Source organism: Shewanella sp. MF05960, from assembly GCF_050849305.1.
Taxonomy (GTDB): Bacteria; Pseudomonadota; Gammaproteobacteria; order Enterobacterales; family Shewanellaceae; genus Shewanella.
This window is the reverse complement of record NZ_JBOZPS010000009.1, coordinates 28,965-53,436: the sequence shown is the minus strand read 5'-3', so window position 1 is coordinate 53,436 and position 24,472 is coordinate 28,965. Positions and strand designations below refer to the sequence as shown.

19 protein-coding genes are annotated in these 24,472 nt (G+C 42.7%); 8 read left to right on the top strand and 11 right to left on the bottom strand.

Features of this window, described 5'->3' with window-relative positions:
- Nucleotides 1–87: 87 nt before the first annotated feature.
- A complete protein-coding gene (locus tag ACROAE_RS10895; protein WP_432401627.1) occupies nt 88–2,907 on the bottom strand; it encodes a prolyl oligopeptidase family serine peptidase in 2,820 nt (939 codons plus the stop codon).
- 396 nt (nt 2,908–3,303) lie between these two features.
- Between ACROAE_RS10895 and ACROAE_RS10890 the strand changes: the two genes are divergently transcribed.
- The gene (locus ACROAE_RS10890; protein ID WP_432401625.1) at nt 3,304–4,314 is read left to right on the top strand and encodes an isocitrate dehydrogenase; all 1,011 of its coding nucleotides are present in this window, start codon (nt 3,304–3,306) and stop codon (nt 4,312–4,314) included.
- A gap of 370 nt (nt 4,315–4,684) precedes the next feature.
- Here the strand turns inward: ACROAE_RS10890 and rlmM are convergent, their stop codons facing one another.
- The 4 genes from rlmM to ACROAE_RS10870 form a co-directional block, all read right to left on the bottom strand.
- The gene (gene rlmM, locus ACROAE_RS10885; RefSeq protein ID WP_432401623.1) at nt 4,685–5,773 is read right to left on the bottom strand and encodes a 23S rRNA (cytidine(2498)-2'-O)-methyltransferase RlmM; all 1,089 of its coding nucleotides are present in this window, start codon (nt 5,771–5,773) and stop codon (nt 4,685–4,687) included.
- Nucleotides 5,774–5,871: 98 nt separating this feature from the next.
- On the bottom strand, nt 5,872–6,252 hold the full coding sequence (locus tag ACROAE_RS10880) for a DUF423 domain-containing protein (RefSeq protein WP_432401621.1): 381 nt from the start codon (nt 6,250–6,252) through the stop codon (nt 5,872–5,874).
- Nucleotides 6,253–6,283: 31 nt separating this feature from the next.
- Nucleotides 6,284–6,994, bottom strand: a complete 711-nt coding sequence (locus ACROAE_RS10875) for an alpha/beta family hydrolase (RefSeq protein WP_432401619.1) — start codon at nt 6,992–6,994, stop codon at nt 6,284–6,286.
- The gene (locus tag ACROAE_RS10870) at nt 6,975–7,886 is read right to left on the bottom strand and encodes a transcriptional regulator GcvA (RefSeq protein ID WP_432401617.1); all 912 of its coding nucleotides are present in this window, start codon (nt 7,884–7,886) and stop codon (nt 6,975–6,977) included. Before ACROAE_RS10870 ends, ACROAE_RS10875 begins: the two co-directional genes overlap by 20 nt.
- Nucleotides 7,887–8,062: 176 nt before the next feature.
- Here ACROAE_RS10870 and ACROAE_RS10865 point away from each other — a divergent pair, with 176 nt between their 5' ends.
- Nucleotides 8,063–8,287, top strand: a complete 225-nt coding sequence (locus ACROAE_RS10865) for a hypothetical protein (protein ID WP_432401615.1) — start codon at nt 8,063–8,065, stop codon at nt 8,285–8,287.
- Nucleotides 8,288–8,414: 127 nt separating this feature from the next.
- On the opposite strand, the gene thiI is transcribed toward ACROAE_RS10865, so the two are convergent.
- The 3 genes from thiI to pomA all read right to left on the bottom strand — a co-directional run bounded on the left by thiI (nt 8,415) and on the right by pomA (nt 11,865).
- On the bottom strand, nt 8,415–9,869 hold the full coding sequence (gene thiI / locus ACROAE_RS10860; protein WP_432401613.1) for a tRNA uracil 4-sulfurtransferase ThiI: 1,455 nt from the start codon (nt 9,867–9,869) through the stop codon (nt 8,415–8,417).
- Nucleotides 9,870–10,168: 299 nt separating this feature from the next.
- Nucleotides 10,169–11,095 carry a flagellar motor protein MotB gene (locus ACROAE_RS10855; RefSeq protein WP_432401611.1) on the bottom strand — a complete coding sequence of 309 codons (927 nt, stop codon included), beginning with the start codon at nt 11,093–11,095 and terminating at the stop codon, nt 10,169–10,171.
- Nucleotides 11,096–11,097: 2 nt separating this feature from the next.
- Nucleotides 11,098–11,865 carry a flagellar motor protein PomA gene (pomA, locus tag ACROAE_RS10850; RefSeq protein ID WP_432401609.1) on the bottom strand — a complete coding sequence of 256 codons (768 nt, stop codon included), beginning with the start codon at nt 11,863–11,865 and terminating at the stop codon, nt 11,098–11,100.
- 388 nt (nt 11,866–12,253) lie between these two features.
- Between pomA and xseB the strand changes: the two genes are divergently transcribed.
- From xseB to dxs, 3 genes are read left to right on the top strand one after another with little or no spacing between them, the layout of a single operon-like run.
- On the top strand, nt 12,254–12,490 hold the full coding sequence (gene xseB / locus ACROAE_RS10845) for an exodeoxyribonuclease VII small subunit (protein WP_432401607.1): 237 nt from the start codon (nt 12,254–12,256) through the stop codon (nt 12,488–12,490).
- A 37-nt stretch (nt 12,491–12,527) separates the two neighbouring features.
- Nucleotides 12,528–13,409, top strand: coding sequence for a (2E,6E)-farnesyl diphosphate synthase (gene ispA, locus ACROAE_RS10840; protein ID WP_432401605.1), 882 nt, complete (start codon nt 12,528–12,530; stop codon nt 13,407–13,409).
- A 21-nt stretch (nt 13,410–13,430) separates the two neighbouring features.
- Nucleotides 13,431–15,296 carry a 1-deoxy-D-xylulose-5-phosphate synthase gene (gene dxs / locus ACROAE_RS10835; protein ID WP_432401603.1) on the top strand — a complete coding sequence of 622 codons (1,866 nt, stop codon included), beginning with the start codon at nt 13,431–13,433 and terminating at the stop codon, nt 15,294–15,296.
- Between the two features lie 156 nt (nt 15,297–15,452).
- Here dxs and grpE read toward each other — a convergent pair whose 3' ends face one another.
- Nucleotides 15,453–16,058: a nucleotide exchange factor GrpE gene (gene grpE / locus ACROAE_RS10830; protein WP_432401601.1), complete on the bottom strand. Its 606-nt coding sequence runs from the start codon at nt 16,056–16,058 to the stop codon at nt 15,453–15,455.
- Between the two features lie 154 nt (nt 16,059–16,212).
- Between grpE and nadK the strand changes: the two genes are divergently transcribed.
- The 3 genes from nadK to ACROAE_RS10815 all read left to right on the top strand — a co-directional run bounded on the left by nadK (nt 16,213) and on the right by ACROAE_RS10815 (nt 22,013).
- Entirely contained in the window at nt 16,213–17,091 is an 879-nt protein-coding gene (gene nadK, locus ACROAE_RS10825) for an NAD(+) kinase (RefSeq protein WP_432401599.1), read from the top strand.
- A 329-nt stretch (nt 17,092–17,420) separates the two neighbouring features.
- Nucleotides 17,421–19,073 carry an L-lactate permease gene (locus tag ACROAE_RS10820; RefSeq protein ID WP_432401597.1) on the top strand — a complete coding sequence of 551 codons (1,653 nt, stop codon included), beginning with the start codon at nt 17,421–17,423 and terminating at the stop codon, nt 19,071–19,073.
- 135 nt (nt 19,074–19,208) lie between these two features.
- Nucleotides 19,209–22,013, top strand: a complete 2,805-nt coding sequence (locus tag ACROAE_RS10815) for an FAD-binding and (Fe-S)-binding domain-containing protein (RefSeq protein ID WP_432401595.1) — start codon at nt 19,209–19,211, stop codon at nt 22,011–22,013.
- A 91-nt stretch (nt 22,014–22,104) separates the two neighbouring features.
- On the opposite strand, the gene ACROAE_RS10810 is transcribed toward ACROAE_RS10815, so the two are convergent.
- Both ACROAE_RS10810 and ACROAE_RS10805 read right to left on the bottom strand, forming a co-directional pair.
- Nucleotides 22,105–23,172 carry a CobW family GTP-binding protein gene (locus ACROAE_RS10810; RefSeq protein ID WP_188957885.1) on the bottom strand — a complete coding sequence of 356 codons (1,068 nt, stop codon included), beginning with the start codon at nt 23,170–23,172 and terminating at the stop codon, nt 22,105–22,107.
- Nucleotides 23,169–24,443 (bottom strand): DEAD/DEAH box helicase, encoded by a 1,275-nt coding sequence (locus tag ACROAE_RS10805; protein ID WP_432401593.1) that lies wholly within the window; start codon nt 24,441–24,443, stop codon nt 23,169–23,171. The genes ACROAE_RS10810 and ACROAE_RS10805 overlap by 4 nt, the downstream gene beginning before the upstream one ends.
- Nucleotides 24,444–24,472 lie beyond the last annotated feature (29 nt).

Below are 24,472 nucleotides of genomic sequence, written 5' to 3'. Positions count from 1 at the left end.
CTCAGTATCATTGATATTGAGGCGTTTTGTTTTAATCTTAAGTTTAAACCTGAACGTTTAATCTTAAGATTTTTACCACATAGTGGATTAATCGGCTTTTTTATACTCTTGGTAGGCTTCACCTTGAGATAGCCATTGTGGTGCTGGTTCACCTTTTAAATAATGGTCAAAGTATTGTTTCATTTTAATACTGTAATCCAATTTATTGGGGTATTTTTTCAAATGATGCGGCTCATCTTGATATTGTAAAAACACCACGTCTTTGCCTGCTCGGCGCATCGCTAAATACAATTCCACACCTTGCTCCCAAGGCACTGCATCATCTTTATCACCAAACATAATCATCATCGGTGTTTGAATACGATCGGCATAAAAGATAGGTGAATTTTCAATGTACTTTTGCGGGGCAGCAAATAAACTAGCACCTATGCGGCTTTGACCCGTTTCGTATTGGAATTGACGCGCTAAGCCCGAACCATGACGAATACCGCTATAAGCACTGGTCATATTTGACACTGGAGCGCCAGTGACCACAGCCTTAAATATGTTGGTTTGAGTCACAGCATATGCACTTTGATAACCGCCCCATGAGTGACCCTGGATCCCGACAGCATCGGGATCTGTCACGCCCATCTCAATGAGTTTTTGCACACCTGCGGTTAATGCTTTAACAGACGAAATACCAGGATAACCAATTTCAAAACGGATATCGGGTAAAAAGATGGCATAACCATTGTCTGCATACCATGCAAAATTAGGGCGATGATTCAACTTCATATCAGGGAAAGCATGCAATCTATCGCTCATAAAACGGTAAAAGTACACCATGGTTGGATACGCTTTACCCGCTTGGTAATGGGTCGGTTTAATTAAGACGCCATCCATTTTTACACCATCGCCATCACGCCAATGCACAAGCTCGGCATTGCCCCAAGCAAAATCATTACGTTGAGCATCAAGTGTGGTGAGTTGCTTGGCACTTTGTACATTATTGACATCAGCACTGTATAAGTCTGGATACACATCATAGCGCTGTTTAGAAAAGACCACGGTGTTAGCATCATTAGCGCGGGCTAATACGGTTAACTTACTGTCGCCACTGGTCATTGCACGAACACCTTGTTTACCCACTGTCGCAGCGTAAAAGGTATCGGCTTTGGTTGTATGGCTGTAACCTTGTAACAACAGTTGTTGGCCCTGAGTTATCGTCGCTGGTAGCCGCTTCTTTTTTACTAAACCCACAACTCTAAATTGTGTTTTACTCTTACGTCCCTCTCCATTTGTTAGCATAAAACCTTTATGTGACAATGTATCAAATTGCCACATATCGTATTTATCATAGAAGGTCACACCGCTATCATCTGCTAACCAAGGGCCAAACCCGTATCCTGGTGCTTCAATGGGATAATCATGGTCTTCATCGGCGAATGGCGTGCTGATGTGTTGTGTTAAATTAACTTTACGACCAGACATAATATCGCGTAAATACACACTACCCTGCTGGTAATAAGCCAGGTATTTAGCATTTGGCGACAATGTCGGCATGGCATCACTCGGCTGCTGTACCAATATTGGCTGTTTTTTGCCTGTGTTCAAATTAACCAGATACACATCGCGGTAAAAACCGGCCCAAGTGACCATTTTTTGATACGGTACATCTGAGCTTGCTAACAAATAATCGGCTTGTTCACCATAAGTAACATCTGGCACCGTTTGGTCAGCTAATTGCAGCATTTTATTGGTATCAAGGTGTAAGACGGCCAAATAAGTACGTTTTAGCTCTTTTGCGTATTCGTTAACCTCTTGCGGTTTAATTTTCGCATCGTCGCCATGCCACACTCTCAACTGCTTTTGCGCAGTGATAACCTCGGGATTGAATACATCTTCAGCGTTAGTGTATTTTGCTTGTTCAACTTGCTGAGCCACACTCGGCACTCGACCAACAAATAAACGTTGATTATCTTTTGAAAACTGCACACTGGAGTATTGGTTGTAGCTCCAACGATTATCTTTACCATATGTACGCTGCTTGTTACTGCTAGTATCAAACACTACAAGTTCATGCTCACGGCCATAACGCTCAACAGCGGCGTTACCTTTGGTCAATGCAACAAAACGTCCATCGGGACTAATGGCTAATGATTCAAGTTGCTCGTTATCGCTGTTAAATACGCTTTCGCTGGTCAATGACTCAAGCTTAACCAAGGTCAGGTTATGCGATGCTGGTTGCTGCTGATTTTGTAGCACCGCTAAGAACTTACCCGCTTTATCAAACGCAAATTGCGTGACGTTGTTTAGCGACAACTGTTCATTAGTTGCAAGTTTGACCAACGTAATTGAAGTGCCTATATCTTTTTTATCAGCAGGCTTTTCGGCTTCGGCTTGTCCAGCATTGGCTTTTTCAGCAATAACGTTTTTATCAGATTCCACAGCCGATGTTTCAGCTTTTTCATCATCCGCGTCGACAGGTTTGTATTTCACCAATAAATAAGCACCATCGTCACTGAATATAGCGGTATCGACATTATCAAATTGTTGTTGTGTGCCATTATCTGTGGCTAATAACACCACTGAGTGAGGTAAATCGTCGCTTTTCTCTGTTTCTCGTTCAAACAAAGGCGCTTCTATATTCGCAAGCACAAAGCGACCATCGGCACTCACTTTAACATTGCTACCATGCTCAATTTGATATTGCTTATTGCTATCACTAAAGCGCACCAATGCACGGCTATCACCGCGGTCAGGCATTGCTTGCACCGCGATGACCTTGCCATTATCTGACAAAACAGGTTGCTGCAGCGTTTCAAACTTCATTATATCGTCAACGGTTAATGCCCGAGGCGCCGCTACGCTTGAAGCACTAAAAGACAGGCATATCGCCAATGGAATTAAATTAAATACCTTCACAGTTTCCTCTAATTATTATCATGTTGGATGGTCTGTTTTTTTAATAGCTGACAAGCAGCGTCATTAAATCGATGATCATTCGACCAAAGTCGTCTATATAAAAACGCTTTAGCGAATAAGCTATTCGTGGTCAATATCTGACTCTGGTTACCAATAGCCATTGTCGTTCTCAGAAAAATCCAAATCGAACTGATTGAAAGTTCATAGTAAAACAAACAGATTAGGATTGACTTAAAAATAACGGAAATAATGTGATAACACTCACTATTTTCTGTAAATAAACGTTAAAAGTCGTTAAAATACGCCGCAGAAAAACGACGGATTTTATCGTCGTCTGACCGTAGCAATGATGCGGTTCAATACTTGCTGTAACCACAACCGTGGAAAGGACTATTCATGTCAAAACGTACAATTACCGTAATCCCAGGTGATGGGATTGGACCTAGCATTATCGATTCAGCCTTAAAAATCCTCGACAAAGCAGGATGTGACTTTGAATACGAATTTGCAGATGCCGGGTTAACTGCACTTGAAAAGCACGGTGAACTATTACCACAACGTACATTAGATCTTATCGAAAAAAACCGTATCGCCTTAAAAGGTCCATTAACGACGCCTGTGGGTGAAGGTTTTACTTCAATCAATGTCAGTCTTCGTAAAAAGTTCAGCTTATACGCTAACGTTCGCCCAGTGAATTCTTTTAAAGGCACTCAAGCACGTTACGAAAACATCGATATCATTACGGTTCGTGAAAATACCGAAGGCATGTATTCAGGTTTAGGCCAAAAAGTATCAGATGACGGCCAAACGGCTGAAGCAACCAGTATTATAACTCGCCAAGGCGCTGAGCAAATCACCACATTTGCTTATGAATTAGCCCGTAAAGAGAACCGTAAAAAAGTCACTATCGTGCATAAAGCGAACATCATGAAATCGACTTCAGGTTTATTTTTGAAAGTCGCGCGTGAAGTGAGCCTTCGTTACCCAGACATTACAACTGAAGAAATGATTGTTGATGCCACCTGCATGAAATTAGTCATGAGCCCAGAAAACTTTGATGTGATTGTGACCACTAACTTATTTGGTGACATCTTATCTGACTTATGTGCTGGTCTGGTTGGCGGTTTAGGCATGGCACCTGGTGCTAACATTGGTCGTGATGCCGCTATTTTTGAAGCCGTACACGGCAGTGCACCTGACATAGCAGGTAAAAACCTTGCGAACCCAACGTCAGTAATTTTAGCATCGATTCAAATGCTAGAATATTTAGGCATGTCAGACAAAGCCATCATGATCCGTGATGCCGTTGCTGCTGTGATTGAAGAAGGCGATCGTACAACTCGCGATTTAGGCGGTACTCACGGTACGACCGACTTTACTCAAGCCGTTCTTGATCGTTTAGGTTAATCATACCACTCCGCATAAATAAGTGACCTCTCAGAATGCGTCCAGCGGTTTTTGATTAAGGCGGCGCTATGTCGTACTGCTTGTTCCCTTTTAAATAGCGAGAACGCAGAGCAAAAGCGGCTGAGGCATTCCTTTCAGGCGAGTTTTAAAAGGGCTTACACTGCGTTGCATGACTTCGAAAGAGAATAACTATTCATTCAGTCATGCGCCTTATTTAAGCCCTTTTAAATTCTCGCTGAGTCATCACTTATTAACGCGGAATGTTATCACTTTTTTTTCTACAAGCTTTTAAGCTTAACAAAAAGCCCGCTGATAATAATTATCAGCGGGCTTTTTATTGCTTGAGTAAAATCATTAAACGTAACTAAGGTTAAGCGTAACTCACACCCTTTTCAGGGAATAACCATAAGTGTACGGTCACTTCATCACGGTCATGATATAAGTGCTTACACTGCATTTTAAATTCAATTTCGTTCTCAGTTAAAATGGTGCTCATGGTTTCTAAAATGGTGCTGACTTCTTTGTAACGGCTCTTCATTGGCAGTTTAAGATTAAAGATGGCCTCTTTAAACCAGCCGTTAATCGCCCATGCTTCCATTAGCTCAGCGACTCGAGCCGGCTTTTCAACCATGTCACACACTAACCAATAAATGTTTTTACGTGGTGGTTCAAAACGAAACCCATCGGCTCGGTAATGTTTAACCTGGCCCGTTTCCATTAATTTAGGATCCATTGGGCCATTATCAATGGCAGCCACCATCATACCGCGGCGAACAAGTTGATATGTCCAACCACCAGGGCAAGCGCCCAAGTCAACAGCATTCAAGCCACTACGACAACGCGTTTCTTGCTCTTCCTTAGTTAAAAACACACCAAAAGCTTCATCGAGTTTTAAACTAGAGCGGCTCGGTGCATCGTTGGCCATTTTTAAACGTGGAATGCCCATAAAGTGTGGAGAACTGTTACTACTTAACGAATAACCCGCATAGGCTTTACCTGGGCCAATAAAACACACATGAATAATAGGACGACGATCATTATCTGCATTGAGTAATGCGCCACTTTTCTTTAAACCTTGACGAAGCGGTACCGTAAATTTACGGCAAAAAGCTGACAGCTCTTTAGCTTCATTGGTGTCTGGAGTTTCGACGCGTAAATCGCCACATTTTGATAACTCGGATAATGCAGCAACCACTGGGCTAACACGATCTTGCTCAGGTAAATCCGACAACAACTCGCCCGCAGCAAACATTTGTCTGGCGAAGACCAATGAACTTAGCGCCAAATCTTTAGCTAAAGTATCCGCCCCATCCTCTTCAAAACACTGATAAATAACATAAGCATCATTAACGTTGGTTTTAACAAAGCCACCAACATTGAGTTCTGCTGCACGTTGTTGAATTTCTGCCGCACAGTCTTTTTCATAGCCTGAACGACAAAATAGGAATAGGTTTTTCATTTGGAGCCTTAACGTAAGGATGGTCGCATAGAATCGCGAGACAATAATCTCGCTATTATACCCAAAAAAACGTCAGGGGGGAGAATTTAGGTGTTCCGTTATTTATCGGTTTTTGATTGCCAGACAGCGACAGCAAATAGCACCCACCCTATCAGTAAACACAAACCACCCATAGGGGTTATTGGCCCAATCCATTTCGCGCCAGTAAAGGCATATAAATACAACGAGCCTGAAAATAGCACCATACCGGCAATGAAGCTGTAAGCTGCCCAATTGAGTAATTTAGAGGTAATCCAATGACCCGAAAAGGCTAACGCGATCAATGCAAAAGTATGATAAAACTGATACTCAACACCGAGTTTAAAAATGTTCACTAACTCTGGTGGTGCGATTGCTTTTAGTCCATGAGCACCAAATGCTCCCAGAGCCACCGCTAAAAATCCACTTAGGGTTGCGACAAGCAACAAGCTTTTATTCATGTCATTATTCCTATCGAATACTTAAAAAGAGTTAACCATTAGAAGCAATAAATTGACTGATACTGTTTATCGCCAGTTGCATATTACCCGCTAAGGTATAACCGGACGACTTTCGGGGTTGTAAGCTGTGATCGCCATCGCTCATCCAGCATAATTGCGTCTTTTCTGTTAGCGTCCAGGCAGGGATTTGTTCACGGCCACCAAACTTATCTCGTTCACCTTGAACGATAAGTATAGGTAATGGATTAGTTTGAATAGGCGCTAAACGAGGTTCGCCGCCTTTTAGCGGAATAAACGGATAGCCTAAGCAAATCACGGCGCTAATATGAGCAGCGATATCTTGCGCTTGTGATGACACAAAGGAGTGTTGTTTGCTGGTCAATATAGCCGACATTCGTCCGCCCATTGATTTACCCATAAGTACAATACGTTTAGGCGCAATTAGCCCTTGCTCAATTTTATGTCCAACGTCTATCAACACTTGTTCAAAATGATGCAGCAATTTGGGCGCGCGATCGGGTGGTCGACGTTTACCATCTTGCATATTCGCTTGCATATACAAAAAATTGAATCGATACACTTGAAAGCCCGCTGTGACTAATTGGTCACTCATATTGACCATAAACTCATGGTGCATATTCGCGCCGGCTCCATGAGCAAAAATGATCAAGGTATCACTTTTAGCCCCTTGTAAAACATAATCTTGCGCCAGTTCGGTTTGACTATCCGGTAAGCAACTCACTGCGCGACTCCTCTGCAAACATGTCGACCATCCATTCTCTGAATGCTGAAATTTTGCCAATTTCAGAATGATTTTGCTGGCAAACAAGGTAATACGCATCTTTACTGACTAACACTTCAGGAAACGGGCAAATTAAGCGCCCCGCTTTAATATCTGGCCTTGCCAATACGCTGTAGCCTAGCGCCACGCCTTGCCCGTGAGCAGCAGCCTGTAGCACTAGTGACGAGTGACTGAATATCGGCCCCTGGTTAACGTTAATGTCGGTAACGCCGCACTGCCTAAACCATGCTTGCCAATCCTGGCGACTAGAGTCATGCAATAAAGTATGGAACTTTAAATCACTGGGCTGAGATAAAGGCTTTGGGCCATTAAGTAATAATGGAGAACATACAGGAATGAGCACTTCATTACGTAATTTGTCTGCACGTAAGCCAGGCCAGTTACCCTGGCCGTAATAAATCGCCACATCGACATCGTCGGTTAACGAACTTGCGTCACTGTCTACGGCTTTAATACGCACGTCGATATCAGGATTTTTCTCGCTAAATTTTGCCAAACGAGGCACCAACCATTGGATCGCAAAACTGGGAGACATGCTAACCGTTAATGAGCCAACAGCACTGCGCGCAAGCAAGCGATTTGTCGCTTCACCCAGCTCAATAAAAATATCTTTGATGTCGAGAAAGTAACTTTGACCTTCTTCTGTTAACAATAATGATCGATTCTTACGTCTAAACAGCTTTAGCCCTAAAAAATCTTCTAATGCTTTAATCTGATGACTTACTGCGGCTTGAGTGACGAACAACTCTTCTGCGGCGCGGGTAAAGCTCAGATGCCTTGCTGCGGCCTCAAATGCTTTCACCGCATTTAAGGGGGGCAATCGTCTAGACATAGTGATCAATCTCTCGTTTTATAATTAGTTTTTCTAATGATTATCGTTATTTTTTGTCGCTTGTAAAGAACACTGTGTTTGGTTAAATTAGCATCATTGAAAATACAGTTGGACATCTCTACGACGTTATCGGGATAGTCCGGCAAATGTGACACATTAGCCTGGAGGCTCACCCAATGTTCAACTTAAAAACGATTGCGGCATTAATTCTGACATCCATCATTGGATTGACTACTGCACAAGCAACAGAGCTAGAACCTATCAACATGATCGATTTGCATGCTGAATTATCTCAAAGCATTGAAGCGATGAAAGTTGACATCAATGATGATGTTAACAGCATTTTAGTTGCAGACAATGAAGAAGCACAAAAAACTTCTGAAGCGACCCAGGCAAACTAATTTTCGCTCAGCGCGCAGACAATAAAAAACCGCATTTAATGCGGTTTTTTATTGTCTGTAAGTTTTTATTATCTGTAAATCATCAACCAATCAATAACGCCATCAGCATTATTGATTGGCGTTATGTTTATGGACGGTAAACTTTAACGTTCGTATAACCCTGCTCAATTAAATACAACGCTTGCAGTTTACTCATCACACCACGGTCACAATACAGAAGATACGTTTTGCTCTTGTCTAAATCAGCAAACTGAGTCGCTAATTTAAAGAATGGGATCGCTTTCACCATCACGTTGTCCAGCGTTAATGGTTTACGCTCTTCTTCTTCCGGTGCGCGCACATCAATGACAATCTCGCCTGAAGCCACATCTTTCACCGTTTCAGTTTCAGTGACTTGCTTATTCATTTCAGCTTCAATGTCACGGATATCCATCACCACAGCGGCCTCAATAACACGGTCAATTAAATCCTCAGAGAATTTAAGCTCTTCTTTTTCCACTTTAGACAAAATCGCTTTCACGGTTGGTTTTTGTGAAATTACACCGCAATATTCAGGGATCGATTTAGCAAAATCTTCAGTGCCGATCACGCGGCTCTGATTAATAATATCTTGCTTGTCCATTGCAATTAGCGGGCGCAAAATCAATAAATCAGTACTGCGATCAATCACGTTTAAGTTGGTTAATGTCTGGCTTGATACTTGACCTAAACTTTCACCCGTCACTAACGCTTGGATGCCAAATTTGTCAGCGATACGAGTTGCGGCGCGCATCATCATACGTTTTAACACTACGCCCATCTGGCCATTATCAATACGTTCAAGAATTTCAGCCACTACAGGTTCAAACGGCACAGACACAAAACGAACCTTGTGAGATTCGCCATACGTTTTCCACAAGTGGTAAGCCACTTGCTTTACGCCAATCTCGTGCTGAGCACCACCAAGATTGAAGAAGCAGTAATGAGTACGGGCACCTTTTTTAATAAACTGGAAACTCGATACGCCTGAATCAAAACCACCAGAAATAAGCGATAACACGTCTTCTTGAGTCGCCATAGGAAAACCACCTAGACCTGGAATTCGACGTTCAACCATGTATAACTTGTCTTGATCAATTTCAAGGTTCACTGTTACGTCTGGATTTTTAAGTTTTACGCCCAGCGCGTCGGTGTGTTGGTTTAATCCGCCGCCAACATACCGTTCAACTTCAATAGAATTAAAATCATGGTTACCTGAACGCTTCACTCGCACACAAAAGGTTTTACCCGCGATTTCATCACGGTATTTAGGCAACACTTGCTGATAAATATGATCAATTGAATCAAAAGCATATTCACTCACCTGCACAACATGAGCAATACCTGGAATACAGCCTAAACGCTCGGCGAACGCATCGACTAATTCAGGCTTATTGACTGGTACTCTCACTAAAATACGATCATATAAACGTTGTACTTTGGCTTCTTCATCAACCTTTTTCAGCACGTTACGAATATTAGTTTCGAGCATTTTGGTAAAACGCATTCTTACCGACTTGCTCTTCATCATTATTTCAGGGTACAGCTTTACAATAAACTTCATGGGGTGTCCGCAGGCATAACTTATCCCTTAGCACAGACAAAGTGTGGCTCGCTAAAAGGAGTTGTAATACGTTGATTATAAATTAAAAACACAGCTTACAGATTTGATGCATCACGGTTTATTAATAAACCAAAGCCAAAACGTAAGCAATAATTCGCGGATTATACCAAAAGCTGACTATTAACCAAACATATTCACCGGTTAATCATGCATTTTGTGCAGACAACACAGTTAATACACATTCATATAACAAAAAAGCGCAACCTGTTTAGGCTGCGCTTTTTTGTCAGAAAACCATCTTATTGTTCTACGGTTATCTCATTTGATTCTTTTGCTTTGCCCTGTTCAATGGAAATCTCCACTCGACGATTACGAGTGCGATTTTCATTGGTATCATTAGGCACAAGCGGTCTATTTGACGCTTCACCCACAACCTTCATCCGCGTTTCATCAAATCCTGATACGCGTCTCAACTCATCCGCTACGGCAACTGCACGTTGGCTCGATAACTCCCAGTTAGAACTATAAAGCTCGTTACTAATATGAGCACCATCGGTATGGCCAGATACCGTCACAATACCAGGTACATCTTTAAGTAGCGCACCAATGGAGCGAACAATCGGTTTAAATTTAGGCTGTAAAAAACCAGAACCTGAAGCAAACGAGCCTTTTTCACGAATTCGAATAATGATTTGTTGACCTAGCGATTCAATTTCAATGGCGCCGTCAACGATCTCTTCGTTGAGTTTTTCAGCCATTTTTTTCACTTGTTCATTAATGTTTTCTTGTGCAGAAGCGGCATCTTTTTTGACCGCCTCGGCGACTTCCTGAGCCGTTGCAGCAGCATTACCACCACGCTGATCACCACTTTGTTTTTGTGTGCCGCCCGCGCTGTCTTCTTCACCGGCTTGATATTCAATTGTCGGCTGAGTCATTTCGTTAGTCTGCTGATTAATAATTTCAATCGGCGTGGGATCAGGTCTACCAGGGCGAAACTCAAGCGCAATGACAGATGTTCCTTTGGGAATATCTTTTACTTCAACCTTATTTTGCACCCCAAATGCATACTTCATGGAGCCTGCTATTTGCTTAAATTTTAAAACATCCATTTCTGCAAATGACAATAACAACACGAAAAAGCACATCAACAACGACATTAAGTCAGCAAAGGTTGCTAACCACATCGGGGCGCCAGGAGGTGGACATTGACACTTGGCCTTAGCCATGACTATTCTCCGTCTGTCGTGTTAACTTTGCGTTGTTTCTCCGCGAGGTAGTTTTTGAGGAACCCTTCTATCACACGTGGATTTTGACCATCTTGAATAGCTAATACAGCATCCATAATGAGATTACGATTAAGCATTTCTTCGCCCATGCGCAGAGCAAGTTTATCCGCCATAGGTATTGCCACCATGTTAGCAATCATTGCCCCATAAAGTGTGGTCAATAAGGCAACGGCCATCGAAGGACCAATCGATTTAGGGTCTTCCATGTTAGATAACATCGCAACTAACCCTACGAGTGTACCAATCATACCCATCGCAGGGGCTACATCACCAAATGCCCTAAAAATACTTATCCCTGTTTTATGGCGTTCCTCAGTCAAGGCGATGTCTTTTTCAAGGGCATTACGGACAACATCACCGTCATGACCGTCGACAAGCATATCAACAGCTCTTTGCATAAAAGTATTGGTAATGACCGCTTCTTCTAACGCTAAAAATCCGCCTTTACGCGCGGCATCAGCCATAGTAACTGATTGTTCAATCAAATCTTCTGGTTTATCAATTTTGAAAATAAACGTTTTTAGTCCAATTTTTACAGCACCTAGGAATTGACCTAAGTTAAATTTCATCATCACCACAAAAATAGAGCCGGCTATAACAATTAATATTGAAGCAACGTCAATAAATAGGCCGATACCGCCACTGGTAACCATGGCACCGATAATAAACCCAAACGCGCCGATAATACCTATTAGGGTAGCTAAATCCACAACCTCTCCTCAATCGCAGTGATGATTCTGCTTTATTGTGCGCTTTATTAAGTGCAATTTATAATGACGTTTTAGCACAGCTAACATTGATAACAAGCAATCTTAATCTCAATCGTTATGCATTACTGTAAAAGTTGCAATACTCTCTTTAGATAACATGCCCGTTTTTATATTACATGATGGTATCAATCTAACAGCAGTTTACGCTATCGATTTAAAATCTTAACTCTTTATCGGACAAAGTTGGCTCAAGTTTAGCCCGTTTTTAAGGTTTCTAAAAAAAATTCAATAACAAAGCGTGCTGTTGAGCAAATAACCAGCGACTGTATTTGACCGATACGCTGGGCTGATATACCTTGTCACTCGCGCCAAGAGAGGAATATTAACCGTGGCTAAAAAACCAGAAAATCTCAGTTTCGAGCAATCTTTAACAGAACTCGAAACCATTGTAGCTCACTTAGAACAAGGTGAAGTCTCACTAGATGACGCGCTCAAACAATTTGAACGTGGTATTACCTTAGTGCGTCAAAGCCAAACTAAGCTTGAACAAGCTCAACAAAAAGTGTCTATTTTATTAAATGAAAATGATGTTGAATTAGCACCATTTTCAGTCGAAAGTGAATAATCGTCAATCATTTAGGTTGAAATATAGGTCTTAATACGTGTTAGCTGAAGCGATAAAAACTTACCAAAAACGAGTTGATGCTGTTCTGAGTGAACATTTAAATCAACTTGATGATGCCGCGACTCACCTTAAGGCGGCCATGTTGCATGGTGCGTTATTAGGCGGTAAGCGAATTCGACCGTTTTTGGTTTACAGTGTTGGCGACATGCTAGGGGTCAATATTGACGCCCTTGATAAAGCGGCTGCAGCCATTGAATGTATTCATGCTTACTCATTAATACACGATGATTTACCCGCAATGGACAATGACGCGCTACGTCGTGGCCAGCCAACCGTTCATATTGCTTTTGATGAAGCTACCGCCATTTTAGCCGGTGATGCCTTGCAAACGCTGGCGTTTGAGATCATTACAGCGCCATGTGAAACACTCACCCCAAGCCAACAATTAGCGATGGTGAGCGCATTAGCCAAAGCCTCGGGTTACCAAGGCATGTGTGGTGGTCAGGCGATTGATCTTAGCGCCACAAATCACAGTATAAATTTACAACGCTTAACTGAATTACATAATAAAAAAACCGGTGCGTTAATTAGTTGCGCCGTTGAACTTGCATTAATTACTGCCAATGTGCCAAAAGTGCAGTACCAACTAATGATGCAATACGCCCAATCATTAGGATTAGCGTTTCAAGTTCAGGACGATATTTTAGATATTACCGCAAGCACGGAAGAGCTTGGAAAACCTCAAGGCAGTGATGAGCAATCCAATAAAAGTACCTTCCCTAAACTACTGGGTCTTGATGGTGCAAAGGCCTGTGCGGAACAACTAATACAAGATGCACTATCAGCGCTGACTAAATTGCCATACAATAGCCAGTTAATTGCAGACTTCGCCCGTTATATTATTGAGCGAAGATTATAATAAGAGTCAGAAAATCTCGCTATGAGTTTCGATATTTCTAAATTCCCAGTACTAGCTCAGGCTAATACACCAGAAGAATTAAGGAAGTTACCGCAAGGTTTACTTCCACAAGTGTCTGATGAACTTAGACAATTCTTACTTCAGTCTGTTGGTATTTCCAGCGGACATTTTGCGTCTGGCTTAGGCACAGTTGAATTAACTGTGGCACTTCATTATGTCTATAACACCCCATTTGACCGTTTGATTTGGGATGTCGGCCATCAAGCCTACCCACATAAAATTTTAACCGATCGCCGTGAGCGCATGCACACCATTAGGCAAAAAAATGGTCTGCATCCTTTTCCGTGGCGTGAAGAAAGTCAATACGATACCTTTAGCGTTGGCCACTCTGGCACATCTGTTAGTGCCGCATTAGCCATGGCAGTCGCCGCAGACAAAGAAGCGGTTGGGCGTAAAGTCGTGGCCGTTATTGGTGACGGTGCGATGACCGGTGGCATGGTATTTGAAGCCATGAACCACGCTGGAGACTTGCATAAAGACATGCTGGTTGTATTGAACGACAATGAAATGTCGATTTCAGAAAATGTGGGTGCATTAAACAATCATTTAGCTCAGTTGATGTCTGGACGTTTTTACACCACCATCCGCGAAAGCAGTAAAAAAGTGCTTAAAGGCATGCCTGTCATTAAAGAAATGGCTAAGCGCACCGAAGAGCACCTTAAAGGCATGGTCGTTCCGGCTACGTTATTTGAAGAACTAGGTTTTAATTACATTGGCCCAATTGATGGCCATGATGTGGACTCGCTGGTAGAAACCTTGCGTAATATGCGCAACCTCAAAGGCCCTCAAATGCTGCATATCATGACCAAAAAAGGTCGTGGTTATGAACCCGCAGAGAAAGATCCTATTGGTTGGCATGCAGTGCCGAAATTTGACCCTAGCCTATTTAAAAAACCAGCGACAAAACCCGGATTACCGACTTTCTCGCAAGTGTTTGGTAAATGGTTGTGCGATGTTGCCGAACAAGATGATAAGTTGATGGCGATAACGCCTGCAATGCGTGAAGGCTCTGGTATGGTTGAGTTTTCGCAGCGTTTCCCTACGCAGTATTTTGATGCGGCTATTGCAGAGCAACATGCGGTGACACTCGGTGCTGGATTTGCCTGTGAAGGCCTTAAGCCTGTTGTCGCAATTTACTCCACCTTTTTGCAGCGTGGCTATGATCAATTAATCCACGATGTGGCCTTACAACGTTTACCGGTACTCTTTGCAATAGACCGTGGTGGCATAGTGGGTGCCGATGGCCCGACTCACCAGGGTGCATTCGATTTAAGCTTTATGCGCTGTATTCCGAATATGGTCATTATGGCGCCGTCAGATGAAAACGAATGTCGCCAAATGCTGTACACCGGCTATTGTTACCAAGACGGCCCTACCGCTGTGCGTTATCCTCGAGGTAGTGCGACTGGTGCTGAGCAGGTCGAAAAAATGACAACCTTGCCTATTGGTAAAGGGCTGTTAAAGCGTCAAGGTAAAAAAATTGCCATTATTAACTTTGGTACCACATTAGCCGCCGCATTAGAGGCAGCTGATCAACTTGATGCCAGTGTCGCTGATATGCGTTTTGTGAAGCCACTTGATGTTGATTTGCTGGCTGAGCTGGCAAACAGCCATGATGTGATTATTACCGTTGAAGAAAATGCGGTCATGGGTGGTGCAGGTTCTGGCGTACTCGAAGCACTACAACAAATGCGCATTGTAAAACCGGTGTTATTAATAGGTTTGCCTGATGAATTTATTAAACACGGTGCACCAGACGAAATCACAGCAGAATTACAGCTTGATTCAGCAGGGATTTTAGCGCAAATCCAGGCGTTTATTGCATAGTTAACGTGGATTTTAGTTCGCTAGATTAAATGGCAACCATAAAAAAAGGACTGATAATTCAGTCCTTTTTTGTGCCTATTTGACAGTGAAACTAATTAACATCGATTTTTCAACATTACGTTTCTGTCTATAGGGTAAGCCTCTACGTTTCTACACCTATGCTTCAACGTCGACGCTATTACCGCCTTGAGAAACCATTACCATGGCTGGGCGTAATAAACGCTCATTGAGCAAATACCCTTTCTGCATCACCATCATTACCGTGTTCGCTGGGAACTCAGCACTTGGTTGCATGCCAATGGCTTGATGGTGCTCAGGGTTAAATGCATCGCCTTGAGGGTTAACTTGGGTTACACCAAACTTCTCAACTGAAGTCAGGAACCCTTTCATGGTTAATTCAACACCTTCATAAATGGCTTTGGTCGACTCATTCTCAGGGTCTGTTCCCTGCAGAGCGCGTTCCATATTATCAATGACAGGCAATAATTCATTAACGAATTTTTCTAAAGCAAATTTACGTGCTTGCTCAACATCTTTGGCTGCACGAGTGCGGATGTTTTGCGTTTCAGCCGCAGCGCGCATTTCAACATCTTTACGCTCGGTTAGTGCCGCTTGGGTTTCAGCTAATTGCTGTTCTAATTCTTCGATGCGAAAATTTGCGTGGGTCAATTCATCCATCAAACTTGCTTCATCAGCCACGACTTCAGGTGTTACCACTTCTTCCACTTGATCTTGCGGTGCGTTGTTCGATTCGTTGCTCATTTTCACTCCAGCTAAAAAATGCAAAATTGGATATGCTAATAATGTGACTATTTACTGATTAATTAACAGCAATTATCACACTTTTAATAAGTTTGAGTATATTATGGGGATCAATTCATATGTTTCAAGTCCTAAAGGCACAACAAACTCGAATATGACTAAATTGTTCAAAACAATCGGCCTCATCGGCAAACCGCATCACGAAGGGACCAATCAAACCTTACGGCGATTGCTTCATTGGCTCAGTGTTCAGGGCTTTAATGTGATTGTTGAAGAACGTGTCTCTGCAGAGTTAGGCCCTGATGTTTGCTCAATGGACTTACTCGAAATGGGTGAACATTGCGACTTAGCCATCGTCGTGGGTGGTGACGGTAATATGTTAGGTGCCGCTAGAGTATTAGCAAGATTTGATGTTGCCGTTATTGGTGTTAACCGCGGTAATCTAGGTTTTTTAACCGACTTGCCACCAGACAACTTTGAAGACGCGTTATCTAAAGTGTTAGACGGAGAGTTTGAAACAGAGCATCGCTTTTTACTTGAAGCAGAAGTGCATCGCCACGGTAAGATCATCGCAAGTAATACAGCCGTAAACGAAGCCGTATTGCACCCTGGAAAAATTGCGCACATGATTCAATTTGAAGTCTATATTGATGAGCAATTTATGTACAGCCAACGCGCTGATGGCATGATCGTTTCAACGCCAACAGGCTCCACAGCCTATTCATTATCAGCTGGCGGTTCTATTTTAACCCCTAATTTACAAGCCATTATTTTGGTGCCGATGTTTCCTCATACCTTATCTTGTCGGCCAATTGTGGTTGATGCCTGTAGCAATATTAAGCTCGTCGTATCACCCAATAATGATGAAAACCTCGAAGTCAGTTGTGACGGCCATGTGCATTTAGCCGTTTTACCAGGTGATGAAATCTTTATTCGCCGCTCCAATGAACGCCTCAGACTAATCCACCCGAAAGGTCATAATTACTTCCATGTGCTGCGAAATAAATTAGGCTGGGGAAGTAAACTTTTTTAAATTTGAACTAGCTCACATCTTCTCAAACGTTCACGTGAAGCCCTTCACATTCACAACCGCTAATTAACGTTATCTTAAAGCCAATCGTTTTTAACGCTTGGCTTTTTTTATGATTATTTTCGCTATCAAAAAACGTGATCTAAAACCGACATTCAAAATACTGCTATTGGATGTAGATCCCACTTCGATAAGCAAAGTCTGTTTCTCGTATGTTAAATGATCTCGATCAACACATTTAACACTTAAATAACGTCTATTACGCCCTAGTTAGCGAAAAGCTAACAAATAATAACAATTTAATACCCACTATAAGTGATACAGAGGTATACATGACATTTCTACAGTTACTAGCAAGCTTAACGCCTATTATCAGCGTAATGGTATTTTTAGTACTCATGCGCTTACCGGCATCCAAAGCAATGCCGATATCAATGATTGCGACAGGTCTGGCAGCAATCTTTATTTGGCAAATGGACACGATGCTTCTCGCCGCTTCCGTTGTCGAAGGACTCCTTTCTGCATTAACACCGCTTACCATTATTTTTGGCGCGGTGTTTTTGTTAAATACCTTAAAATATTCTGGCGCGATGGACACCATTCGTTCTGGATTCACCAACATTAGTGCTGATGCACGTGTGCAAGTTGTGATTATTTGTTGGTTATTTGGCTCGTTCATTGAAGGCTCTGCAGGTTTTGGTACCCCAGCGGCTATTGGTGCACCATTACTTGTATTACTCGGTGTGCCTCCTATTGCCGCAGCGGTGGTAGCCTTAATCGGTGACTCGACTGCAGTATCATTTGGTGCAATTGGTTTACCCGTTTTATTTGGTATGGAACAGGGTCTAACTGAAGGTGGCGTTAACATGGCAGCAGCACAATTTGCTGAACATGGCGGCACGTTTGTGGGTTACGCGCAGTTTATTGCTAAACACATGATCACTATCGATTTGATTACCGGTTCACTGATCCCATTAGTGATGGTGTGTGTATTAACGGGTTTCTTTGGTCGTAATAAGTCAATTAAAGAAGGTTTGCAAATATGGAAATTCGCTATATTTGCAGGCTTTGCATTCACCATCCCTGCATGGTTAATTAACTACTTTGCAGGCCCTGAATTCCCTTCTGTTATTGGCTCTCTTGTCGGTATGGCATTAGTCATCCCCGTGGCAAGAAAAGGCTGGTTATTACCTTCACAACCTTGGTGTGATTTTAGCGAAAATGATAACAAGTCAGAAGAAGAGCTAGCCATTGACGAAACACCGGTTAAGTTCTCGCAAATTGCAGCCTGGTCTCCTTATATCATTATGGCTGCGCTGTTGGTGCTATCTCGCGTTGTGGGTCCATTTAAGAGTTGGCTAACGAGCTTTAACATCAGCTGGACAGGCTTGTTAGGCACCGAACTAAAAGCGGGGTTTGCCACCTTCTATGCGCCTGGTATTTTCTTTGTTGCTGTGTGTTTGTTTGGTTTTGTGTTATTCAAAATGAAACCAAAAGCGATGAAGCAATCATTGACTGTGTCATGTAAATCAATGTTACCTACCATCATTTCATTAGGTGCATCTGTGCCTATGGTAAAAATCTTCCTGAACTCTGGCGAAAACGGAGCTGGCCTGGCGTCAATGCCAGTTGCACTTGCCGATTTACTCGCAAATAGCATGGGTTCTGTCTGGGCTTGGGTATCACCTGTTGTGGGTATTTTCGGTGCATTCCTTTCAGGTTCTGCCACGTTCTCAAACATGATGTTCTCAGGCTTACAATATTCTGTAGCCGATAACATTGGCATGAACCACGCGTTAGCGTTGGCACTACAAGGTATTGGCGCGAACGCCGGTAATATGATGTGTGTGATGAACGTTGTTGCTGCCGCTACTGTAGTTGGCATGGCTGGACGTGAGTCTGAAATCATTCGTAAAACGATGCCTATCGCCCTTGGTTATGCACTTGTTGCAGGCACCATTGCGGTTATCTGGGGCGGTTTTTAATTACTCAAATTCATATTGATAACGAAATACTCAAGCAGATTGGAGTTGTAGCCAACAATGTTACAACTCCAACATAAGAGTATAAAACAGTAGGCATAACTGCCTACACAACATTACAGTGTAAGAGAGCATGTTATGACTATAAACTATCAAGTGGTAATGGATATTTTAACGTCTCAATTAGGCAGCAAATGTGTTACCAATGATCCGGTTCGTCGCTTTGCTTGGTCTACCGACGCCAGTTATTTCCGTATCGTCCCTGAAATCGTCGTTCACGCAGATACCATAGAACAAGTAAAAATAACGTTAAACGTAGCAAGAGCACACAATGTACCGGTAACATTTCGCGCAGCAGGTACCAGTTTATCAGGCCAAGCTATTGGTGAAGGTATTTTGCTCATTCTTGGTCACGATGGTTTTAGAACTATTGAAATCAGCGAAGATAAATCCTCTATTTCGCTTGGTGCTGCTGTAATTGGGTCTGATGCCAACGCGGCATTAAAACCATTTAACAAGAAAATCGGCCCAGACCCTGCTACCCTCGCCTCAGCACAAGTCGGTGGTATGGTTGCTAACAATGCCTCGGGAATGTGTTGTGGTACGGCGCAAAACAGCTATCAAACCATTAAGTCTGCAAAGCTAATGCTTGCTGATGGTACCGAGTTAGATACCGGTTGTCCGCACTCTAAAGCTGCATTCAGCCAATCGCATTCGATGCTTTTAGCTGCGTTAACTGATTTATCGCAGTTAACCCAAAATAACCCAACACTATCAGCGCGTATTCGTAAGAAATTCTCGATTAAGAACACGACGGGTTATAGCATCAATTCTTTAGTCGATTTTAATGACCCTTTTGACATCATCAATCACCTTATTGTTGGTTCTGAAGGTACATTGGCGTTTGTTAATGAAATCACTTATCACACGGTAGAAGAAGCGCAATTTAAAGCGTCTGCCATGGCAGTGTTTTTCAATATGGAAGACGCTGCAAGCTCAATCCCGCTCATTAAAGGTGACAGTGTTGCTGCAGCTGAATTACTCGATTGGGCCTCAATTAAATCAGTGACAGGCAAAACCGGCATGCCTGAATGGCTAAGCCAGTTACCTGAAGGCTCTGCTATTTTGTTGATTGAATCACGCGCAAATGATTCTCAAACACTCGATAGCTATACCAATGACGTGATCCAAAAAATTGCACACATTAAAACCGAACGTCCGATTGAGTTCAGTAAAGATCCTGCGGTATTTGGCCAGTATTGGGCAATGCGTTCGGGCTTGTTCCCTATTATTGGTGGTGCACGCCCTAAAGGAACATCAGTTATTATTGAAGATGTGGCGTTTGAGCTTGAACATTTAGCGAGCGCAGCTGCAGATTTAACTGCGTTATTCCATAAGCATGGATACCCAGAAGGGGTGATTTACGGCCATGCACTTGCGGGTAACTTCCACTTTATCATTACCCCTACGTTTGCTTCGCAAGGCGATATCGATCGTTTCCATGCCTTTATGCAAGATGTCGCTGATATGGTCATCAATAAATACGATGGTTCGATGAAAGCGGAACATGGTACTGGACGAGCTGTCGCACCATTTGTGGAAATGGAATGGGGTAGCGATGCTTACACCCTTATGAAGCAAATTAAACAAATTTTTGATCCGAGCGGCTTGCTCAACCCAGGTGTTATTTTAAACAACGACGCACAAGTCCATGTCAAAAATATTAAACCATGCCCTGTAGTAGATGACTTTGTCGATAAATGTATTGAATGTGGTTTCTGCGAAAAGACCTGTCCAACATCGGCACTTAACTTCTCTCCACGTCAACGTATAGCAGTATTACGTGAGATTGAACGCCTAGAACAGTCAGGTGACAAAAAAGCGGCAGCAGAAATGCGTGCCAGCTCGAAGTACGATGTTATCGACACCTGTGCTGCTTGTCAGTTATGTACTATCGCCTGCCCTGTTGATAACAGCATGGGTCAGTTAGTACGTAAATTACGTACCCCTTATATCACCACTACAGAACAAAAAGTACTCGACTTCCAAGCGAAGCATTTTGGTGCAGTAAACCAGGTGATTAGTACTGGGTTTGATATTCTTGGCATTCTTCATAAAGTGACCGGTGACACTATCACCAACTCACTGATGAATGCGGGTAGAATGATCACTAAAGAAGTACCCTATTGGAATCCAGATTTTCCAAAAGGTGGTAAAGTCGCTAAGCCATCGCCTCATAAACCGGGCCAGCAAACGGTATTATACTTCCCTGCTTGTGGCGGCAGAACCTTTGGGCCAACACCAAAAGATCCTGATAACCGCACCTTACCAGAAGTGGTTATTACCTTACTCGAACGTGCTGGTTACAACGTGATTATCCCAGATAATACTCGTCATTTATGCTGTGGCCAGATGTGGGAATCAAAAGGTGATTTTAAAAATGCCGACGCTAAACGTGATGAACTCATTGATGCGTTAAGCAAGCTATCTGACAACGGAAAAGTGCCTGTTGTAGTTGATGCCTTGTCTTGTACTTATCGTACGTTAACTGGCAACCCTAAAGTAGCCATTACAGACTTAGTCGAGTTTATGCACGATAATTTGCTACCCAACATGACCATCACTAAAAAATCTAACGTCACCTTACACCAAGGCTGTAGTGCCCGTAAGATGAAGCTAGAACCTAAACAACAAGCGATTGCCGATGCATGTGCTAAACATGTTGTATTACCAGCAGGTATTACGTGTTGCGGTTATGCGGGAGAAAAAGGCTTGTACAAGCCTGAAATCAACGCCAGCGCCTTACGTAATATCAAAAAACTCATTCCAGCGGAAACCAAAGAAGGGTATTACGCTAACAGAATGTGTGAAGTAGGATTAACCCAACACAGTGGTATTTCATATCGACACTTAGCGTATTTGTTAGAGGAATGTACTCGCTAATCTGCAGAGTATTGTTAACCTCTTAAACGCAAAATGGGCATTGATTATTTATCAATGCCCATTTTTATTGGATTATTGCTAATTGATCAGCTCAATAGCATTCAAATAACTGTTGTTGAAGTGTGCCACCATCAAGCGGTTTGTCGCTAATGATCTCGATACGCGAATCAAGGGCATCATCTAATTCGTCGAGAGTTAATTTATCATCAACCATATTGACACTTAGAATGCCGTCAAAGGTAATGACAATGGCTTTTAATCTTATTACATTTAGCAACTTTACAGAGTCAATCCATACCATAAAACGGTCAAAATCAACACTGCGCTGGCTGTCTAAAACCCAACCGTAGCTAAAACAGCCCTCACCTTGATTAGTTTTGTAAATATAGCCCTGCTCAGCTAGCTGTTGTTGTAATTTATCGCCACCTTGAGTTGATGTAGCCATAGGCAATAACCATTGATCTGCCGTTCGAGAAAGCAAGCTGGTAGGCTTGGACTCTGACATGATGCTAGCCGTCGCTCGGCCACTAGGCTGATTTAATATGGCGATCAGCTGTTCTACTTGCCCTTTTTGGCTAAAATAATCATCACTCTTAATAATCGGCGTTTCCGCTCTATCCAATCTAGCCATCAATTCGATTAAGTGTTGCTGTTCTTGCTCACCATATTGTTGAGCTTTGTTAGCAATCACAGTGTCGGCTATCTGCAATTGTTGGATAAAAATATCATGGCTATTATAGCGGCTGTCACTGACCTTACGTGCATCGACTAAACACACTGTAGTTTGTACCTTTATCACCTGTTGCAAATGCGGCACTTGTAATAATTTAACGATTTCAGCTGGGTGGCCAAGTCCGGTAGGTTCAATCAATAATCTATCAGGCTTAGCCTGTTGAATAATTTGATTTATTGCAACTTGGGTTGGCACTCCAGCCGCGCAGCAAAGACAACCACCAGGGACTTCTTTAATCACGACTTTAGTTGCTGTAGAGCCGGCATTGAGTAAACCACCGTCAATGCCAATCTCGCCAAATTCATTGACTAAAACCGCCCACACTTCATGCTCGGGTTTATTGGCCAGCAACGCTTTAATGAGCGTAGTTTTACCTACCCCCAAAAAACCGGTGATAATATTCGTTTTTATCGGTTTAGTGATCACTTTTTAACTTTCGCAGCGTATTTACCTTTACGCATTGGTTTTGCGGCGCCTTGAGGTGGTTTTCCGCGTTTATGCTTAAAGGCTTTCTTTGGTTTTTCAGGGCTGACATCTCGATATCTAGCAGGCAATGGCGCTCCTTCCTCATAACCAGTTGGAGTCAGTGCAGGTAACGTTTGGCCAATAAGCTGTTCAATATCACTGAGTAATTCAAGTTCTTGTGGGCTCACTAAAGAAATAGCTTCACCAGCCAACCCTGCACGACCCGTACGGCCAACACGATGAACATAATCTTCACATTCTTCAGGCAGCTCAAAGTTAATTACACGTGGCAATGCCTGAATATCCAGGCCTCGAGCGGCTAAGTCGGTAGCAATTAATACTCGCAATTGGCCGGCCTTAAATTCTTCTAGGGCACGATTACGTGCACCTTGACTCTTATCACCATGGAATACCGCTGATTTAATCCCATCCAATGACAACTCACGGAATAAATGTTCAGCTGTTTCTTTACGGCTGGTAAAAACCATCACTTGTTGCCAATTGTGTTTACCAATAAGTTCAGACAATAGCTCGGCTTTACGACGAGCATCCACTTTATAGACTTGCTGAGCGACATTCGCAGCCGTCGTGTGAGTTTCAACATGGACATATTCAGGTTGATTAAGCATTTTAGCCGCAAGACTTTTTACATCGTCAGAAAAGGTGGCAGAAAACATCATGGTTTGATGCGGCTTCGCAATTAGGCGTTTTACTTTTTCGATGTCTTTAACAAAACCTAAGTCAAGCATACGGTCGGCTTCATCTATCACCAGATGCGTCACAAATGATAAATCCAATTCATGTTGGCCAATGATGTCAAATAGGCGCCCAGGAGTTGCAACTAACACATCAACGCCCTGTTCTAAGGTTTTACGCTGTGGATTAATGCTGGCACCGCCGTAAACAGCTAAGCTAGAAAGGTCGCTAAATTGACTGTACTTAATCAGGTTTTGTTCGATTTGAATCGCAAGCTCACGAGTCGGCGTCATGATGAGCACGCGCAAACGCTGGCCGGGAATAATATCGGCTATAGGCTGTTGTAATAATTGATGTAAAAGTGGCAACGCAAATGCAGCTGTTTTACCTGTGCCGGTTTCGGCACTGGCCAACACATCTTGGCCATTGAGCGCTAGTGGGATCACCGCTTGTTGGACAGGTGTTGCGGTGTGATAACCAGATTGATCAATCGCATCTAATAATAATTGCGATAACCCTAGCGAAGTAAATGACATAACAGACTCAGTAAACAATGAAATAGGCT

Coding starts and splice junctions, on each gene's coding strand:
- ACROAE_RS10890 (WP_432401625.1), top strand. CDS start 3,304: ATGTCAAAACGTACAATTACCGTAATCCCAGGTGATGGGATTGGACCT.
- rlmM (WP_432401623.1), bottom strand. CDS start 5,773: ATGAAAAACCTATTCCTATTTTGTCGTTCAGGCTATGAAAAAGACTGT.
- ACROAE_RS10880 (WP_432401621.1), bottom strand. CDS start 6,252: ATGAATAAAAGCTTGTTGCTTGTCGCAACCCTAAGTGGATTTTTAGCG.
- ACROAE_RS10870 (WP_432401617.1), bottom strand. CDS start 7,886: ATGTCTAGACGATTGCCCCCCTTAAATGCGGTGAAAGCATTTGAGGCC.
- ACROAE_RS10865 (WP_432401615.1), top strand. CDS start 8,063: ATGTTCAACTTAAAAACGATTGCGGCATTAATTCTGACATCCATCATT.
- thiI (WP_432401613.1), bottom strand. CDS start 9,869: ATGAAGTTTATTGTAAAGCTGTACCCTGAAATAATGATGAAGAGCAAG.
- ACROAE_RS10855 (WP_432401611.1), bottom strand. CDS start 11,095: ATGGCTAAGGCCAAGTGTCAATGTCCACCTCCTGGCGCCCCGATGTGG.
- dxs (WP_432401603.1), top strand. CDS start 13,431: ATGAGTTTCGATATTTCTAAATTCCCAGTACTAGCTCAGGCTAATACA.
- grpE (WP_432401601.1), bottom strand. CDS start 16,058: ATGAGCAACGAATCGAACAACGCACCGCAAGATCAAGTGGAAGAAGTG.
- nadK (WP_432401599.1), top strand. CDS start 16,213: ATGACTAAATTGTTCAAAACAATCGGCCTCATCGGCAAACCGCATCAC.
- ACROAE_RS10820 (WP_432401597.1), top strand. CDS start 17,421: ATGACATTTCTACAGTTACTAGCAAGCTTAACGCCTATTATCAGCGTA.
- ACROAE_RS10815 (WP_432401595.1), top strand. CDS start 19,209: ATGACTATAAACTATCAAGTGGTAATGGATATTTTAACGTCTCAATTA.
- ACROAE_RS10805 (WP_432401593.1), bottom strand. CDS start 24,443: ATGTCATTTACTTCGCTAGGGTTATCGCAATTATTATTAGATGCGATT.